Origin of the sequence: Burkholderia sp. HI2761 (genome assembly GCF_002223355.1) — a bacterium.
Lineage (GTDB): Bacteria > Pseudomonadota > Gammaproteobacteria > Burkholderiales > Burkholderiaceae > Burkholderia.
On sequence record NZ_NKFN01000008.1, the window covers coordinates 234,945 to 252,100 of the forward strand.

The following is a 17,156-nucleotide window of genomic DNA, read 5'->3' on the forward strand; positions in this document are numbered from 1 at the left end:
GGCGCGCGCGCGCCGCCGCGCCAGCATTCGCGCATCGCGCGCCGCTGGCAAGGAGACCTCGCATGACTGAACGCGCACTCGCCGCCCTGCTCGTCGCGCGGCTGACCGGCACCGCCGACTATCCGCGCTTCACCGGTACGCCGATCGACCTGTCCGCGCTCGACGCGCACACGCTCGGCGCGGTCTGGCCGGCGCTGCGTCGTGCCGAGCGCGAGATCATCCAGCACGCGTACGCATACGACGATCCGCGCGCCGAATTCGTGCGCTGGCTGCGCGGGCAGATCGATGCGCTCGGTCTCGTGCCGCTGGTCGACGCCGATGCCGCGCTCGAGCTGTTCCGCGACACCCCGTCCGGCGCATGGAAGCGTGCACTGGAGGAACTGCTCTGCCTCGACGCACTGCCGTCGCCCGCGCTGCAGGCCGAACTTGCGCGCATCGCGAGCGAACCGGAGGAAGACAGCCTGCGCGCGGCATCCGCGTATGGCGCCTATGCACTCGACTGGTTCGCCGGCCGTCGCGATTTCTCGGCGCGACGCGACGCGTATGCGCAAGCGCTGGCCGATTCGCCGTTTCGCGTACGCGAACTCGACGTGCTGCCCGAACTCGGGCCGGCCGCGCTGCTCGCGCTGGCCGCGACGCACGACGGTTACTTCGCGCCGAAGCGGCTGTGGATCGATTTCAGCGATCCGGCCGTCACGCTCGCGGAAGACGCCGCGTATGTCGAATTCGCGCGCGACGCATTGACCGAGGCCGCACGGCAGGTCGCGGCGCTTCACGCCGGCGCCGTTCCGTACGCTGCGGATCGCGCGTTCACGACCGACGACGCGCAGGTCGTCGCCCGCGCGGCGCGCGTGGCCGCATATCGCGACGAAGCGTGGCTGCGCCCGCTGATCGGGCCGCTGCTGACGGGCGTGTGCGTCGCGCCGACGGCCGCGAAGACGGCGCCGTCGCAGTCGCTCGCGATCGCGCTCGGCCACGCGGTCGAGACGATCCCGACACCCGAGAGCGTGCGCGCGCTGCGCGACGCGCTGGCCGTCGTGCGTCACGCCGGCGTGCAGAAGAAGCTCGCGCGCAACCTGAAGCCGGCCGAACGCGTGCTCGGCGAGCGGCCGCATACCGCGCTGCGCATGACGCTCGACGCGAAGCCCGACAAGAAGCAGCTCGCGATACTCGCCACGTGCATGGAGGCCGGCTTCTGGCAGCCGATGACGCTCGGCCACGCCGAATGGCGCGAGCGGCTCGTCGATGCGCCGGCCGGCGCCGCGTTCTCGGCGCGGATGATCTGGCAAGCGTGCGGCCGCGATGGGACGACGCAGTCGTTCATGCCTGAAATCACGAAAGGCAAGGTCGTGCCGCGCGATGCGGCCGGGCGCGCGTGCGACATCGCCGACGGCAGCGACATCCGCTTATGGCACCCGTTGCTGGCCGATGCGGACGAGCGGCTCGCGTGGCAGCGCGCGATCGTCGGCGGCGCGCTGCGGCAGCCGGTCAGGCAGGCATTCCGCGAGTACTACGTGCCGGCCGACGGCGACGCCGCAGCCGGCGATTCCGCGATGTTCGAAGGTCACGTGCTGTCGAGCCGGTCGCTGCTCGGCGTCGCGCGCCGCGAGGGCTGGTCGATCCGCGCGTACGACGACGGGCTCGTCCGCGAGTTCGGCGGCGTGCGTGCAACCTTCCTCGTCGATGCGCGGCTCTATCCCGGCTCGGAAACTCACGGCACGTCGCGCCGGCTGCACTTCGAACGCCGCGACAAACGGCGCTGGGTGCCGCTGCCGATCGGCGAGATCGATCGCGTCGTGTTCTCGGAAGTGGCGCGCGCGGTCGACCTGCTCGTCAGCGTGTCCGCGTTCGCCCTCGACGACGACGCGACGCGCGCGGCCGCCGCCGCGTTCACGGTCGACCCGGTTCGCCAGCGCGAGATGGAAACGGAACGCCGGCAGCGCCTGAACCGGCTGTCGGATTTGCCGCTGGGTGTGATGGCGCGGCATCGCAAGCACGTGCTGTCGCTCGTGTTCGCCGACGCGATCGCGCAAGGAAGGATGGCAATCGACGAACGTCATGTGCACGTCGGCGCGTGGTCGGTGCATTGCGCGACCGGGCGCGTGACGCGCGACGGCGAGCCCGTCGATGCGACGATCGAGCCGCCGCCCTCGCCGCTGCGCGCGGTACCGTGGCTGCCTTACGACGAAGCGCTGCTGCAGCGGATCGTCGACGTCGTCGCGGGCCTGATCGACTGAACGCTCGCCGTCAGATCGAACCGAACAGCGCGCGCGGCCGGTCCTTCAGCGTGCCGGACAGAATCCGCAGCCCGTTAACGAGCTCGTCGCGCGTGGCCGGGCACGCGAGGTTGATGCGCACGCCGTGCTCGATTTCCGCGCGATCGACCGCGAACGTCGACGACGGCATCACGATCACGCCGCGCGCCTTCGCGTTCGCGGCGAAGTCGTCGGCGCGCCACGGCGGCGGCAGCCGCAGCCAGACGAACATGCACGCGGGGTCGGACTTCAACTGCCCGGCCGGCAGCAGTTCCCGCGCGAGATCGACGCGCGCGCGGATCTCCGCGAGTTGCGAGGCCATGATCCGCTCGGCGGTGCCGTCCTCGATCCATACCGTCGCGATCAGCATCGACGTGGGCGCGGGCATCCACGCGGTCGTGCGCACCGCTTCCGCGCACAGCGCGACGCTGTCGCGCGGGCAGCTCAGGTAGCCGAGGCGCAGCCCCGGCGCGAGGATCTTCGACGTCGCGCCGATATGGAACGTCAGCTCGGGGCACAGCCCCGCGATCGCCGGCAGCCGGTCGCGCACGAGCGGGCCGTACACGTCGTCCTCGATGATCGTCACGTGATGGCGCCGCGCGATGTCGACGAGCGCCATCCGGCGCGCGAGGCTCATCGTCGTCACGGTCGGGTTCTGCAGATTCGGCACGACGAAGATCGCCTTGACCGGCATGCGCTGGCAGATCCGTTCGATCTCGTCGGGCAGCAGGCCGTCGTCGTCGGCCGGCGCGCTGACGATCTCGAACTGGAACACCGGCGCAAGCGCCTTGAGCCCGTAATACGTGAGGCGATCGGCCACGATCACGCCGTCGGTGCCGATCAGGCTGTTCAGCACCGCATACAGCCCGTGCTGCGCGCCGCTCGTGACGACCACCTGGTCGCGCGACGGCTCGAAGCCGGGCGCGGCAAGCCACTGCGCGCCGGCCGCGCGCGCCCAGTCGGGACCCTGCGGCGGCTGATATTCCTGCAGCGCGGCGAAACGCGGGTCGCTCGGCAGCGTGCCGAACGTCTGCGCGAGGCTCGCCAGAAACTCGCCGGTCGCCGGGCGGTTCACGGTCAGGTCGATCACGCCGTTGCCCGCCGCGAGCGATGCGCGGGCCGGCGCGATGCTCGGCATCGCGCCGCCGGTGACGAGCGAACCGCGGCGCTTGCTGCCGATCACGAGGCCGCGCAGTTGCAGCTCCTTGTACGCGCGGGACACGGTCGACACGTTGATGCCGAGCTCGGTCGCGAGCTGGCGCTGCGGCGGCAGGCGGCTGCCCGGCGGATACGTGCCGTTGCGGATTTCCTCCTCGATCGAGCTCGATACCTCGACATAAGTCGGCCGCTTCGCCTGCACCGGCGCTGCGCCGTCGCGCTCGCCGGAAAGTTTGTCTGATGCCATTTGTCGCCTGTGACCACACAAAAAGCGTTTGTCTGTCATTTTGATCTGCCCAGCGATTGTATATGACATCCCCTCCCCGTCAAACGTCGGCAGAAAAGTCTGTTGAATCAGCCAGTTGAAATCGGGTAAACGCTAGCGCCACACAATCTCATTTTGATTGCACACAAAAAATTACTGTGTGATTCTTTATCTCAACTTTGTGTGAACCATGTGTGCCGGAGGGAATGCGTCATGGCGAACGTCGCCATCGTGGGTGCAGGCTTCATCGGGCTCGGCGCGGCGGCGTGGCTGCAGCGCGACGGGCATCGCGTGACGCTGTTCGATCCGGCCGGCGTCGGCCACGGCGCGTCGTTCGGCAACGCCGCGACGTTCGCGCCGTACGGCTGCGTGCCGGTGAACGGCCCGTCCGTGTTCGGCAACATCCCGCATTTCCTGTTCTCCGCCGACAGCCCGCTGCGCATCCGCTGGCCGTACCTGCTGCGCGGCGCGCCATGGCTCGCGCGATTTCTGCTCGCATCGACGCCCGCGCGCCACGCACGCAGCGCCAGCGCGCTGGCCGCGCTGCTGTCGCGCGCCGCCGACGGCTATGCGCCGCTGCTCGCCACCGCGCGGCTCGCGGCGTTCGTGCGGCCGCGTGAATGCCTGTACCTGTATGCGCGGCAGGCGTCGTTCGATGCCGCGCAGCCGTCGCTCGCGCTGCGGCGCAGGCTCGGCGTGCCGTTCGAGGTACTCGACGCGACCGGGATCCGCCGGCTCGAGCCCGCGCTCGCGCCGATCTTCGCGCGCGGCGTGCTGTTCGCCGGAAGCTGGTTTTTCTCCGATCCGCACGGGTTTCTCGGCGAGCTGTTCGCGCATCTCGCAACCGGCGGCGCGACGCTCGAACGCGAGCGCGTCGAGCGGATCGAGCCCGTCGGCGACGGCGTGAACGTGAACGCGGGCGGCTCGGTGCGCACCTTCGATCACGTCGTCATCGCTGCAGGCGCACGCTCGCGTGAATTCGCGGTGATGTGCGGCGACGCGGTGCCGCTCGATACCGAGCGCGGTTATCACGTGCAGTTCGCCGCACACGAGTCGATCGTCACGCGGCCGGTCGGCTGGGCCGAACGCGGTTTCTACATGACGCCGCTCGACGAAGGGCTGCGCGCGGCCGGCACCGTCGAGCTCGGCGGCTTCGACGCCCCGATGAACCGCTCGCTCGTCGCACTGCTCACGCGCTCGGCATGTGAGGCGCTGCCGTCGCTCGGCGCGCCGACGCGCAGCTGGCTCGGCTTCCGGCCGACCCTGCCGGACGGCGTGCCCGTGATCGGCCGCGCGCGGCGCAGCGCGCGCGTGATCCATGCATTCGGTCATCAGCATCTCGGCGTGACGCTCGCCGGCATCACCGGGCGGATCGTCGCCGACCTCGTCGTCCAGCGCGCACCGCCGCTGGACCTCGCGCCATACCGGGCCGCGCGATTCTGACGCGCGCCGCGATTTCAACCAACGCAAGGAGATCATCATGAATCGTCGTCACTGGCTGGTCTGGCTGGCCGTCTGCTCGCTCGGCGCGGTCGCCGCATCCGCGCAGGCCGCGGATCCGGAAACCATCAAGATCGGCTTCGCCGGCCCGTTGACGGGGCCCGTCGCGCGCGTCGGCAAGGACCTGCAATACGGCGCGCAACTCGCGCTCGACGAGGAGAACGCGAAGCATCCGACCGTCGGCGGCAAGCCGGTGCGCTTCGTGCTCGACGTGCAGGACGACCAGGCCGATCCGCGCATCGCGATCCAGGTCGCGCAGAAGCTCGTCGACGACGGCGTGGCCGGCGTGGTCGGCCACTACAATTCGGGCTGCAGCATCCCCGCGTCGGCCGTCTACCGGCAGGCGAACGTCGCGATGATCACGCCCGGCTCGACCAATCCGCAACTGACGATGCAGGGTTTCAAGAACGTGTTCCGCACGATGGGGCACGACGGCATCGGCGGCGTGGTGGCCGGCCGCTTCGCGGTCAAGCAGCTGAAGGCGAAGCGGATCGGCATCATCGACGATCGCACCGCGTTCGGGCAAGGCCTCGCCGACGCGTTCGAGAAAGGCGTGAAGGACGCGCACGGCAATATCGTCGGCCGCGAATACACGAACGACAAGGCGGTCGATTTCCGCGGCATCCTGACGACGATGAAGAGCAACAACGTCGACCTGATCTTCTTCGGCGGGCTCGACGAACAGGGTGCGATGCTGATCAAGCAGATGCGCTCGCTCGGCATCCGCGCGCAACTGTTCGGCGCCGGCGCGCTGAAAAGCAACGCATTCCTGAAGATCGCCGGCAATTCGGGCGAAGGCACGCAGGACCTCGAACCGGGCCCCGCGCTCGACAAGCTGCCATCCGCCGTCGCATTCGCGCAGCGCTACAAGGCGCGCTTCAACCAGGACGTCGAGCTGTATGCGCCGTTCGCGTACGATGCGGCGCTCGCGATGATCGCGGCGATCCGCAAGGCCGACTCGGTCGATCGCGCCAGGATCGTCGCGAGCCTGCCGGGCGTGTCGGTCACCGGCGTGACCGGGAAGATCTCGTTCGACGAGCGCGGCGACCTGATCAAGCCGCCCTACACGCTGTTCCGCGTCGAACAGGGGCAGTGGCGCAGCATCCGCACGGTCGGCGGCGCATCGAACTGAGCGGCAGGACGGCGGGCGCCGCCTACCGCGCCGCCTGCTGCCGCTGTATCTCCTGCGCTTTCATCTGCAGATATGCGCCCTTTTCCACTTCGTGCAGTTGCTGCGGATACTGCTCGGTCGCGTCGAACCAGCGCGCGAGGCGCTGGTCGACCGGCTTGTCGAGCGTCGCGAGATAGGTGTCGATCGCAAGGTAATAGCGCATCGTGTTGCGCTCCAGCAGCCCGCGCACGCCGCCGATGTACTGCGGCTGCGCGGCCGATGCGCCGCTGGCGGCCGTAAACCCGACCTTGTCGCTGCCGACCGTCGCGAGATAGGTCTTCATCGCCATCCGGCCGACCGTGCCGAAGCCATACGAATACGTGAGGTGCAGGAACGTGCGCGACGCGCCGACCGGCACGGCTTCGAGCGCGATCCGGTAATCCTTCGTGCCCATCGGGCCGCTGTCGGCGGTCAGGTCGACCTGGAAATAGTCGGGCGTCGCGGCCGCCACACGATAGCGGAACTGCACGCGATAGGTGTCCGACAGCTTTTGCTGGATCTTGCGGCCAAGGTTCACGTCGAGCACCGGGCCGTTGGCGCCGCTCGATGCGTGACAGTACTTGGTGTTCAGGTGCAGGATCAGCACCGCGCACCAGTTCGCGGGGCCCTGCGCGGGATCGTTGAGCTGGCCGTTCACGACCGGGAATGGATAGTCGACCACCGCATAGATGTCGCCCTTCAGCGACGACGATGCTTCCGACGATTCGAGGACCACGGGCCGGCGGAAAGCGTTGTCCTTCAGTTGCGCGCCGAGGCTGTGGTAACGGTCGAGCAGCGCGGCCGCGCCGCCTGCGCCTTCCGCGCCGAACGCCAGCGCGCTCCAGCCGACGCAAACGGCCGCGACGAACGCGTGCCAGGCGTGGCCCGCACGCCGCATGCCGCGCGGATGTCCGGATGTCTCCATTCTTGTGCTCCCTCCGGGCGCGCGCGGGTCGCGCGCATGTGTCACAGAATACGCCTGTGCGCCATGTCACGTTACGCGACACGGCACATGGCTCACGGCCGCTACCGGCTTCGCTTCACCGGCAGCGGCAACTGCGCGGCGGTGATCCGGATCAGCGCCGACAGCCATTCGCGGTCGTCCCAGCGATCGCCGGCGATGACGAGGTGCGGCTTCGCGCTCGGATACGGCGGGGCTTCGTCGCACGCGCCGAGATACGCGCGGCCTTCGGGTGTCGGCTTGACGAACAGCCGGTCGTCGCAGACGAGCGCGACCATCTTGCCGTCGCAATAGATGCCGTATTCGCCGAACATCTTGCGGGCCGATACCGTGCCGGCCGCCGCGATCTGCTCGACGATGAAATCGACCGTGCCCTGGCTCGATGCCATCCGCTGCTCCCGGTGAAAAAGTTTATGACCGTCGTTTGGGCCGGACCGTTCCGTCTCGTCGGCCGATACGCTGCGGTGCGTCATTCATTCGCGGACGGGAAACGCGCCCGACCATCGACCATCGACCGTTGTCGTAGCGTGCACGTGCCAGCCGGCAACGTCCGACTCGCCTACTTGTCCGCCCCGAACGCACTCGACATCTGCCGCGCCCGCTTCACGCACGCGCGCAGGGCGGCCAGTTCGTCGGCGTCGGGAAAACCTGCGGGCGCAGGCGCGGAATCGGGAGAAAGCGGTGAAGCGAGGCGCGGTTTCATGGGCGCCAGTTTGACAGAAGCGCGCGCGGCCGGATACGTCGCGCGCGCCCTCCCGAACGGGACGATGCGCGTGCGCGGCCCCGTACCCTGCGGGCATCGCGCAAGCGCATCGGATCGGATCGATCGAAAAGACGTCAGCCCGTGACGACGGGCGTGCGCCGCACTTCCGACCGGTAGATCAGGATCAGCGACACCCACACGATTCCGTACAGGAACATGAAGCAGGTCGTGCGCACGCGCAGCAGGTCGAGCAGCACGCCGAACAGGATCGGCAGCAGGAAGCCGCCGAGCCCGCCCGCGAGCCCGACGATGCCCGTGACGACGCCCATGTTGTCCGCGAAATCGTCGGCGACGTATTTGAAAGTCGACGCCATCCCCAGCGCGAACACCGCGCCGAGCACGAAGGTCAGCGCGACGAAGCCGGCCACCGGCATCGAGACGTTCAGCGTCGCGGTGCCGTCGATCGTGTGGATCACGAAGTCCGTCGCCGGATACGACAGCAGGAACAGCGCGATCCATGCGACCCACAGCCCCCACCACGTGACCGCATGCGCGCCGAAGCGGTCGGACAGCGCGCCGCCGAGCGCGCGCAGCACGGAGCCCGGCAGCGAGAAGCCGGCCGCGAACGCGGACGCCATCACGAGCGACATCCCGTATTCGCTCTTCAGGTACTGCGGAATCCATAGCGACAGCGCGGTGAAGCCGCCGAACGTGATCGAGTAGTACTGGCAGAGCCGCCATACGCGCGGGTCGCGCAGCACCTTGAACGAATCGAGCATCGACCCGCCGCGCTTGCCCGCACCCGGATCGGGCGCCGACGCGAACCAGAAGATCAGCGCCGTGACGAGCAGCGCGAGCGCATAGACGCGCGGCACGAAGCGCCAGCCGTACGCGTCGAGCAGCAGCGGCGTGACGAACAGGTTGACGGCCGCGCCGCACGTGCCCGCGCCGAACACGCCCATCGCGAGCCCGCGCCGCTGCGGCGGGAAAAAGCGCGCGACATACGGCGTGCCGACCGCGAACGACGCGCCGACGCAACCGAGAAACAGCCCGATCAGCAGGAACTGCCACAGCTGCGTCGCGTAGCTGACGATGTAGACGGGCACCGCGCACACGACGAGCAGCACCGTCATCACGATGCGGCCGCCGAAGCGGTCGGTCCACGTGCCGAGCGGCAAACGCATCAGCGCGCCGGTCAGCACCGGCGTCGACGTGAGCAGCCCGAACTCCGTGCTGTTCAGCCCGAGGTCGGTGCGCAACTGCACGCCGAGCACGCCGAACATCATCCATACGACGAAACACACCATGAACGCGAGCGTGCTCGCGGCCAGCACCGACCACGCACGCAGCGGGATGGCCGGCGCGTTCGCGACCGGCACGGCATTACCTTGTTGAGTTGCCATACGCAAAACCCCGTTTCATTGGACCAGCGGCCCGTTGGCGCCGTCGAATTCAACGCCTTCGACGCGTGCGCCGCCCGCGAGAATCGCCACGTACTGCCGCATCGCCTGCTGTCGCACGCGCGCGGCCAGGTATGCGGCGATCTGGTCGGCTGCTTCGTCGAACGGCACCGCGTCGCCCGGCACGCGGCGCTCGATGCGCACGATATGGAAGCCGAAGCGCGTGTTGACCAGCTTCGGCAGCACGCCGATGCCGTCGGTATCGAACAGCGCGGCCTCGAATTCCGGCACCGTGTCGCCGCGCAGCAGTTGCCCGAGGCTGCCGCCCACTTCCGCCGACGGGCAGTTCGACGACGCGCGCGCGACCGCTTCGAACGTATCGGGCGCGGCCACCACGCCGGCGAGCGCCTGTTCCGCGCGCTGCCGCAGCGGCGCGAGCGGCACGCGGTCCGTCATCGCGAACAGCACGTGGCTCGCATAGACGATGTCGTTGCGCCGAAAGCGCGCCGGGTGCTGCGCGTAGTAGCGCTCGCAAGCCGCGCGATCGGGTTCGGGCACATGCGTCAACTCGCGCTCGAGCAGCGCGTCGACGGCCGCGTCGTCGAGCGGCGCGCCTTCGTCGAGCAGCGCGAGCGACACAGCGCGCTGCCGCAGCAGTTCGCGTACCGCGAGCGCATGCCGCGCCGCATCGAGCGGATCGGACGCATCGCCGTGATGCGCGGCTTCGGCCGCGATCGCGTCGTCGCCGATCGCGACGCCGTTGACGCGCAACGCGACCGGTGCATCGGAGAGAACGTCGTTCATGCGGCCTCCTCAGCGCTTGCGCACGAGCTGGTACGGACGGATCAGGTACGCGACCGACGCGATCCCGCTCCAGATGTGCACCATCCGCGTGAACGGCGACACGAGGAAGATCGTGAAGCCGAGCAGGATGTGCAGCCGGTACGTGAGCGGCACGCCGACGAGCAGGCTCGCGATGTCCGGACGGAACGTGACGACGCCCTTCACGTAGTCGGTCAGCTGTTCGAACATCGCGCCGTCCATGTGGCGCGTCGACAGCACGACGGTGCCGAGCCCGAGCGCGAGCTGCACCCACAGCATCAGCACGATCAGGATGTCCGACCGGCGGCTGTTGCGGCGAATGCGCGGGTCGCCGAGGCGCCGCCAGATCAGGATCGTCAGCCCGATGATCGCCGCGACGCCGGCAGCGCCGCCCGCCACCATCGCGACGAGCTGGTGCCCCGACGCCGACAGGAACGGCGACACGAGCCAATGCGGCGCGAGGAAGCCGCCGAAGTGCCCGAGCACGACGACCAGCACGCCCCAGTGGAACAGGTTGCTGCCGAGCCGCAGCATGCCGTGGCGCAGCAGCTGCGACGAATCGCTTTTCCACGTGTACTGCTCGCGGTCGAAGCGGATCAGGCTGCCGACCAGCAGTACGGCGAGGCAGATGTACGGGTAGATCCCGAACAGGAACTGATGCAGGTAAGCGTTCATGTCTTTCCCCAGTTGCGCCCGCGCTTACGCGCCGCGGGCCGGCCGCTTGTCATGGAATCGCACCGTCTGCTCCGCGGCCGGTGTTGCTGCGCCGACGAAGCGCACGGCCTCGTCCGCATACGACGCATCGAGCGCGCGGTAGTCCGCGGCGCTCGGCCGCTCGGCGGCCACGTCGTCGTCGGCCGCCTCCGGCGCGTCGGCGAGCGTGAGGCCGGCCATCGGCAGTAGCGCCCCCATCACGAAGCTGTAATGGCTGCCGCGCTGCGCGAGTTGCCCGGCCAGCGCGCGCAGGATCTCGCCGGTTTCGGCGAGCAGCTTGCGGGCATCGGGGGCCGGCAGCCGCGACAGGTATTCGAGAAACACGGGCAGGTAGTCGGGCAGCTCGCCCTGATTCAGGAACAGCCCGTGACGCTCGTACATCTGCAGCAGGTCGACCATCGCCTGTCCGCGGTCGCGCGATTCGCCGTGCACGTGCTCGAACAGGTACAGCGACGTCGCACGGCCGCGATCGAACAGCCCGACGTAGTTCTCCTGCAGCGTCAGCAGATCGCGCTCGCGCACGTACGCAAGGAACCGGTCGAGGCCCGCGCGCACCGCTTTCGGCATGCGCGTGCGCTCGCGCAGGTGCGTGTCGATCGAATCGAGCGCGGCGACCAGCGATTCGTCGGGATAATCGAGCAGCGCAGCGAGCGCCGCATAGGTCGGATCGGGTGCGATGCTCGTCATCGGGAAGCCTCGTGAATCGGAATCGTCTTGCTGCCCTTCCTCGGGCTGAACAGGCTCGCCTCGGAACGGCCGTCCGAGCAGCCGTTGCCGAACGAGAAGCCGCACGATGCGCGCAGGTCGTACGCGTTCTCCGCGTATTCGCGGTGCGTGGTCGGGATCACGAAGCGATCCTCGTAGTTCGCGATCGCGAGATAGCGGTACATCTCCTCGACCTGCGCGAGCGACAGCCCCACCTGGTCGAGCACGCCTCGTGCGTCGATACCGTCCACGTGGCGCGCCCGCATGAACGCGCGCATCGCGAGCAGCCGTTCGAGCGCGAGCTTCACGGGCGCCTCATCGCCGGCCGTCAGCAGGTTCGCGAGATAGCGCAGCGGAATGCGCAGCGATTCGACGTCCGGCAGATAGCCGTTCATGCCGAGATCGCCGCTGTTGGCGGCCGCGTTGATCGGCGACAGCGGCGGCACGTACCACACCATCGGCAGCGTCCGATATTCCGGATGCAGCGGGAACGCGATCTTCCAGTCGATCGCCATCTTGTAGGTCGGCGAACGCCGCGCAGCCTCGATCCACGCGGCCGGCACGCCGTCGCGCTCGGCCTGCGCGATCACGGCCGGATCGTCCGGGTCGAGGAACAGCGACAGTTGCGCTTCGTAGAGATCCTTCTCGTTCTCGGCGCTGGCCGCCTCGCTGATCCGGTCGGCGTCGTACAGCAGCACGCCGAGATAGCGGATGCGGCCCACGCAGGTTTCCGAGCACACGGTCGGCTGGCCGGCCTCGATCCGCGGATAGCAGAAGATGCACTTCTCGGCCTTGCCGCTCTGCCAGTTGTAGTAGATCTTCTTGTACGGGCACCCCGACACGCACATGCGCCAGCCGCGGCACTTGTCCTGGTCGATCAGCACGATGCCGTCTTCCTCGCGCTTGTAGATCGAGCCAGACGGGCACGACGCGACGCACGCCGGGTTCAGGCAGTGCTCGCACAGGCGCGGCAGGTACATCATGAAGGTGTTCTCGAACTGCCCGTAGATGTCCTTCTGCACGTTCTCGAAGTTGGCGTCCTTCGATCGCTTCTCGAATTCGCCGCCGAGGATTTCTTCCCAGTTCGGCCCCCACTCGATCTTCTCGAGCCGCTGGCCGCTGATCACCGAGCGCGGCCGCGCGACCGGCATCGCGCGCGTGTTGCCGGCCTCCTGCAGGTGCGCGTAATCGAACGTGAACGGCTCGTAGTAGTCGTCGATCTCGGGCAGATGCGGGTTCGCGAAAATCTGCGCGAGCAGTCGCCACTTGCCGCCGAGGCGCGGCTCGATCCTGCCGTCCGCGCGCCGCTGCCAGCCGCCGCGCCAGCGGTCCTGGTTCTCCCAGTCCTTCGGATAGCCGATGCCCGGTTTCGTCTCGACGTTGTTGAACCACGCGTATTCCATCCCTTCGCGGCTCGTCCACACGTTCTTGCAGGTCACCGAGCAGGTATGGCACCCGATGCACTTGTCGAGGTTCAGCACCATCGCGATCTGTGCGCGTATTTTCATGATGTTTCTCCCGCGCGAGCGGTGACGGGTGCGGTTTCCTCGCCATCGAGCCAGTCGATCCTGCTCATCTTGCGCACGATCAGGAACTCGTCGCGATTCGAGCCGACCGTGCCGTAGTAATTGAAGCCGTACGCGAGCTGCGCATAGCCGCCGATCATGTGCGTCGGCTTCAGCGCGATGCGCGTGACCGAGTTGTGGATACCGCCGCGCGTGCCGGTGATCTCGGAGCCCGGCGTGTTCACGATCTTTTCCTGCGCGTGGTACATCATCACCATCCCGGACGGAATCCGCTGACTGACGACGGCCCGCGCGCACAACGCGCCGTTCGAGTTGTAGCACTCAATCCAGTCGTTATCGACCGCGCCGATCGCCTTCGCGTCGTCCTCCGACATCCACACGATCGGCCCGCCGCGCGACAGCGTCAGCATCAGCAGGTTGTCCGTGTACGTGCTGTGAATGCCCCACTTCTGGTGCGGCGTCAGGAAGTTCAGCACGCGTTCGGGGTTGCCGTTCGAGCGTTTGCCGAGCATGTGTTCGTAGCTGCCCGTATCGACCGGCGGCTTGTAGGCGCACAGCGATTCGCCGAACGCGCGCATCCATGCGTGATCCTGATAGAGCTGCTGCCGGCCGGTCATCGTGCGCCACGGCACGAGTTCGTGCACGTTCACGTAGCCGGCGTTGTACGACACGTGCTCCGACTCGATCCCGCTCCATGTCGGCGACGAGATGATCTTGCGCGGCTGCGCCTGGATGTCGCGGAAGCGGATCTTCTCGTCCGCGCGCGCGGCGGCCAGGTGCGTGTGGTCGATGCCGGTGATGCCGGACAGCGCGCGCCACGCCTTCACCGCCACTTCGCCGTTGGTCTCGGGCGCGAGCGCGAGGATCACCTCGGCGGCGTCGAGCGCCGTGTCGATTCTCGGGCGCCCTTGCGCCGCACCGTCGGCCACCTTGTAGTTCAGTTCGCCGAGCAGCTTGACTTCGTCCTTCGTGTCCCAGCCGATGCCCTTGCCGCCGTTGCCGAGCTTGTCCATCAGCGGCCCCAGCGACGTGAAACGCGCATGGGTGTTCGGATAGTCGCGCTCGACGACGATCACGTTCGGCATCGTGCGGCCCGGCACCGGTTCGCATTCGCCGCGCTTCCAGTCCTGCACGTCGAACGGCTGCGCGAGCTCGCCCGGCGTGTCGTGCGCGATCGGCGCGAGCACGACGTCGCGCTCGACGCCCAGATGCCCGTCGCACAGCTCGGAGAAGCGCTTCGCGATCCCCTTGAAGATCTCCCAGTCGCTCTTCGATTCCCATGCGGGATCGACCGCCGCCGACAGCGGATGGATGAACGGGTGCATGTCGGACGTGTTCATGTCGTCCTTCTCGTACCACGTCGCGGTCGGCAGCACGACGTCCGAATACATGCAGGTCGTCGACATCCGGAAGTCGAGCGTCACGAGCAGGTCGAGCTTGCCGCGTGGCGCTTCGTCATGCCACGTCACTTCCTCGGGGCGCCGGCCGCCGGTCGCGCCGAGATCCTCGCCCTGCACGCCGTTGGTGGTGCCGAGCAGGTGCTTCAGGAAATACTCGTGGCCCTTGCCCGACGAGCCGAGCAGGTTCGAGCGCCACACGAACAGGTTGCGCGGGAAGTTGCCGGGCGCGTCGGGATCCTCGCTCGCCAGCTTCAGCGTGCCGGCCTTCAATTGCTGCGCGATGTCGGCGCCGGCGTGCACGGGATCGGCGAGCGCCGCGCCGATCTTCAACGGGTTCGTCGAGAGCTGCGGCGCGGACGGCAGCCAGCCCATCCGTTCCGCGCGCACGTTGTAGTCGATCGGCGCACCGTGGAACCGCGACTTGTCCGCGAGCGGCGACAGCAGCGTGGCCGGGTCCATCGGGTCGTAACGCCACTGGTCGGTGTGGGCGTAGAAGAACGACGTCGCATTCATCTGGCGCGGCGGGCGGCTCCAGTCGAGCGCGCCCGACAGCGCCGTCCAGCCCGTCTGCGGCCGCAGCTTCTCCTGGCCCACGTAGTGCGACCAGCCGCCGCCCGGCTTGCCGATACAGCCGCACATGATCAGCATGTTGATGATCGCGCGGTACGACATGTCCATGTGGAACCAGTGGTTGATCCCCGCGCCGATGATCACCATCGACTTGCCCTGCGTCTTGTGCGCGTTCTCCGCGAACTGCCGCGCGACCGAGATCACGTCCGCGCGCTTCACGCCGGTGATCGTTTCCTGCCAGGCCGGCGCATACGGGAGATCGTCGTCGTAACTTGCGGCCACGTCGCGGCCGCCGAGCCCCTGGTCGAGCCCGTAGTTCGCGACGAACAGGTCGTAGACGGTCGCGACCAGCATGTCGCCGTTGCGCGTCGCGATGCGCCGCACGCCGATCCGCCGCGACAGCTCGGACGCGTGCTGCGTCGAGTTGAAGTGCGCGTGCGGCTGGTTGCCGAAGTACGGGAACAGCACGTCGACCACGTCGTCGTGCGCGGCCGTGCACGACAGCCGCGGCGACAGCGCCGCGCCCTTCGACGTCTCGCCGCGCAGGTTCCACTTGCCTTTATCGGCGTCGTCCTGCTGCCCCCAGCGGAAGCCGACCGAGCCGACCGGCACGACGAATTCGCCGTTCGCGTCGTCGATCATCACGGTCTTCCACTCCGGATGCGCGGCTTCGTCGAGCGCGTCGTCGAAGTCGGACGCGCGCACGAGGCGCTCCGGCACGTAGCCGTCGCCGTGCGGCACGAGGCGCACGAGGCACGGCATGTCGGTGTAGCGCTTGCAGTAGTCGGCGAAGTAATCGCTCTTCCCGGCCAGATGAAACTCTTTCAGGATCACGTGACCCATCGCGAGCGCGAGCGCCGCATCGGTGCCCTGCTTCGGGTGCAGCCACAGGTCGCCGAACTTCGCGCCTTCCGCGTAATCGGGAAACACCGACACAACCTTGGTGCCGCGATAGCGCGCCTCGACGAGGAAGTGCGCGTCGGGCGTGCGCGTCTGCGGGACATTGGAGCCCCACATCATGATGAACGTTGAGTTGTACCAGTCGGCCGATTCCGGTACGTCGGTCTGCTCGCCCCAGGTCTGCGGCGATGCGGGCGGCAGGTCGCAATACCAGTCGTAGAAGCTCAGGCACACCCCGCCGATCAGCGACAGGTAGCGCGAGCCGGCCGCGTACGACACCATCGACATCGCCGGGATCGGCGAGAAGCCGACCACGCGATCGGGGCCGTGCCGCTCGACCGTATGCACGTTGGCCGCCGCGACGATCTCGTTGACCTCGTCCCAGCTCGAACGCACGAAGCCGCCCAGGCCGCGCCGGCTCTGGTACGAGCGCCGCGCTGCATCGTCGTCGACGATCGAACGCCATGCTTCGACGGGGCCGAGCGTGCGGCGGCGCTCGCGCCACAGCTTCACGAGCGCGCTGCGCACCATCGGGTGCTTGAGACGGTTCGCGCTGTACAGATACCAGGAGTACGACGCACCGCGCGAGCAGCCGCGCGGCTCGTGGTTCGGCATGTCGGGACGCGTGCGCGGATAGTCGGTCTGCTGGGTTTCCCAGGTGACGATCCCGCCTTTCACGTAGACCTTCCACGAGCACGAACCCGTGCAGTTCACGCCGTGGGTCGAGCGGACGATCTTGTCGTGCTGCCAGCGCATCCGGTAACCGTCTTCCCACTTGCGGTCTTCGTCGGTGACGGCGCCGTGCCCGTCGGAAAAACGTGGCCTCGCGGTGGAGAAATAACGCAATCTATCCAGGAAATGGCTCATGGGGATCTCGTTTTTCCGGTCTTTTGGCAGACCCTGATTATTTAAGGAGGTGAAATACCGGTTGTAAAGGACGATCGGATTTGGATCATTCCGCCCTGCTCACCGTGGTCGAACCCATTGTCAGACGGATCGGCATATCACGACTTGATACAAATCACGGAATCATTCATCCGCCTGCAACAACGAAACCAGATGACGGGATCGATCGAATCGTGCAGCCTGCTATGCTGCGCACTGCATTCCTGCATCGCCCGCCCGGC

At 67.9% G+C, this 17,156-nt stretch carries 12 protein-coding genes; 3 read left to right on the top strand and 9 right to left on the bottom strand.

The window, feature by feature from the left end; translation table 11 throughout:
* The first annotated feature begins 62 nt into the window (after positions 1 to 62).
* Positions 63 to 2,237: a DUF4132 domain-containing protein gene (locus CFB46_RS31065; RefSeq protein WP_027786085.1), complete on the top strand. Its 2,175-nt coding sequence runs from the start codon at positions 63 to 65 to the stop codon at positions 2,235 to 2,237.
* 10 nt (positions 2,238 to 2,247) lie between these two features.
* Here the strand turns inward: CFB46_RS31065 and CFB46_RS31070 are convergent, their stop codons facing one another.
* Positions 2,248 to 3,660: an aminotransferase-like domain-containing protein gene (locus CFB46_RS31070; protein WP_027786086.1), complete on the bottom strand. Its 1,413-nt coding sequence runs from the start codon at positions 3,658 to 3,660 to the stop codon at positions 2,248 to 2,250.
* Positions 3,661 to 3,891: 231 nt separating this feature from the next.
* Here CFB46_RS31070 and CFB46_RS31075 point away from each other — a divergent pair, with 231 nt between their 5' ends.
* Together CFB46_RS31075 and CFB46_RS31080 are read left to right on the top strand one after the other, a co-directional pair.
* Positions 3,892 to 5,121 carry an NAD(P)/FAD-dependent oxidoreductase gene (locus CFB46_RS31075; protein ID WP_027786087.1) on the top strand — a complete coding sequence of 410 codons (1,230 nt, stop codon included), beginning with the start codon at positions 3,892 to 3,894 and terminating at the stop codon, positions 5,119 to 5,121.
* A 37-nt stretch (positions 5,122 to 5,158) separates the two neighbouring features.
* Positions 5,159 to 6,310 carry a branched-chain amino acid ABC transporter substrate-binding protein gene (locus CFB46_RS31080; protein WP_027786088.1) on the top strand — a complete coding sequence of 384 codons (1,152 nt, stop codon included), beginning with the start codon at positions 5,159 to 5,161 and terminating at the stop codon, positions 6,308 to 6,310.
* Positions 6,311 to 6,332: 22 nt separating this feature from the next.
* Here the strand turns inward: CFB46_RS31080 and CFB46_RS31085 are convergent, their stop codons facing one another.
* From CFB46_RS31085 to CFB46_RS31120, 8 genes are all read right to left on the bottom strand, one after another.
* Entirely contained in the window at positions 6,333 to 7,253 is a 921-nt protein-coding gene (locus CFB46_RS31085) for a hypothetical protein (RefSeq protein WP_027786089.1), read from the bottom strand.
* A 101-nt stretch (positions 7,254 to 7,354) separates the two neighbouring features.
* The gene (locus CFB46_RS31090; RefSeq protein WP_027786090.1) at positions 7,355 to 7,678 is read right to left on the bottom strand and encodes a TfoX/Sxy family protein; all 324 of its coding nucleotides are present in this window, start codon (positions 7,676 to 7,678) and stop codon (positions 7,355 to 7,357) included.
* 448 nt (positions 7,679 to 8,126) lie between these two features.
* Complete coding sequence (locus CFB46_RS31095; protein WP_027786091.1) at positions 8,127 to 9,395, bottom strand: MFS transporter; 1,269 nt, start codon at positions 9,393 to 9,395, stop codon at positions 8,127 to 8,129.
* A gap of 15 nt (positions 9,396 to 9,410) precedes the next feature.
* Positions 9,411 to 10,196 carry a peptidylprolyl isomerase gene (locus CFB46_RS31100; RefSeq protein WP_027786092.1) on the bottom strand — a complete coding sequence of 262 codons (786 nt, stop codon included), beginning with the start codon at positions 10,194 to 10,196 and terminating at the stop codon, positions 9,411 to 9,413.
* A gap of 9 nt (positions 10,197 to 10,205) precedes the next feature.
* Positions 10,206 to 10,889 carry a respiratory nitrate reductase subunit gamma gene (gene narI / locus CFB46_RS31105; protein WP_027786093.1) on the bottom strand — a complete coding sequence of 228 codons (684 nt, stop codon included), beginning with the start codon at positions 10,887 to 10,889 and terminating at the stop codon, positions 10,206 to 10,208.
* A gap of 24 nt (positions 10,890 to 10,913) precedes the next feature.
* A complete protein-coding gene (gene narJ / locus CFB46_RS31110) occupies positions 10,914 to 11,615 on the bottom strand; it encodes a nitrate reductase molybdenum cofactor assembly chaperone (protein ID WP_027786094.1) in 702 nt (233 codons plus the stop codon).
* A complete protein-coding gene (gene narH / locus CFB46_RS31115; RefSeq protein ID WP_027786095.1) occupies positions 11,612 to 13,141 on the bottom strand; it encodes a nitrate reductase subunit beta in 1,530 nt (509 codons plus the stop codon). The genes narJ and narH overlap by 4 nt, the downstream gene beginning before the upstream one ends.
* Entirely contained in the window at positions 13,138 to 16,896 is a 3,759-nt protein-coding gene (locus tag CFB46_RS31120; RefSeq protein WP_027786096.1) for a nitrate reductase subunit alpha, read from the bottom strand. Before CFB46_RS31120 ends, narH begins: the two co-directional genes overlap by 4 nt.
* Positions 16,897 to 17,156: the final 260 nt, after the last annotated feature.

Excerpts from the sequence above, each read along its gene's own strand:
- CFB46_RS31120 (WP_027786096.1), bottom strand. The coding sequence starts at position 16,896 with ATGAGCCATTTCCTGGATAGATTGCGTTATTTCTCCACCGCGAGGCCA.
- CFB46_RS31100 (WP_027786092.1), bottom strand. The coding sequence starts at position 10,196 with ATGAACGACGTTCTCTCCGATGCACCGGTCGCGTTGCGCGTCAACGGC.
- CFB46_RS31070 (WP_027786086.1), bottom strand. The coding sequence starts at position 3,660 with ATGGCATCAGACAAACTTTCCGGCGAGCGCGACGGCGCAGCGCCGGTG.
- narI (WP_027786093.1), bottom strand. The coding sequence starts at position 10,889 with ATGAACGCTTACCTGCATCAGTTCCTGTTCGGGATCTACCCGTACATC.
- CFB46_RS31075 (WP_027786087.1), top strand. The coding sequence starts at position 3,892 with ATGGCGAACGTCGCCATCGTGGGTGCAGGCTTCATCGGGCTCGGCGCG.
- CFB46_RS31065 (WP_027786085.1), top strand. The coding sequence starts at position 63 with ATGACTGAACGCGCACTCGCCGCCCTGCTCGTCGCGCGGCTGACCGGC.
- CFB46_RS31090 (WP_027786090.1), bottom strand. The coding sequence starts at position 7,678 with ATGGCATCGAGCCAGGGCACGGTCGATTTCATCGTCGAGCAGATCGCG.
- CFB46_RS31095 (WP_027786091.1), bottom strand. The coding sequence starts at position 9,395 with ATGGCAACTCAACAAGGTAATGCCGTGCCGGTCGCGAACGCGCCGGCC.
- narJ (WP_027786094.1), bottom strand. The coding sequence starts at position 11,615 with ATGACGAGCATCGCACCCGATCCGACCTATGCGGCGCTCGCTGCGCTG.
- narH (WP_027786095.1), bottom strand. The coding sequence starts at position 13,141 with ATGAAAATACGCGCACAGATCGCGATGGTGCTGAACCTCGACAAGTGC.
- CFB46_RS31085 (WP_027786089.1), bottom strand. The coding sequence starts at position 7,253 with ATGGAGACATCCGGACATCCGCGCGGCATGCGGCGTGCGGGCCACGCC.
- CFB46_RS31080 (WP_027786088.1), top strand. The coding sequence starts at position 5,159 with ATGAATCGTCGTCACTGGCTGGTCTGGCTGGCCGTCTGCTCGCTCGGC.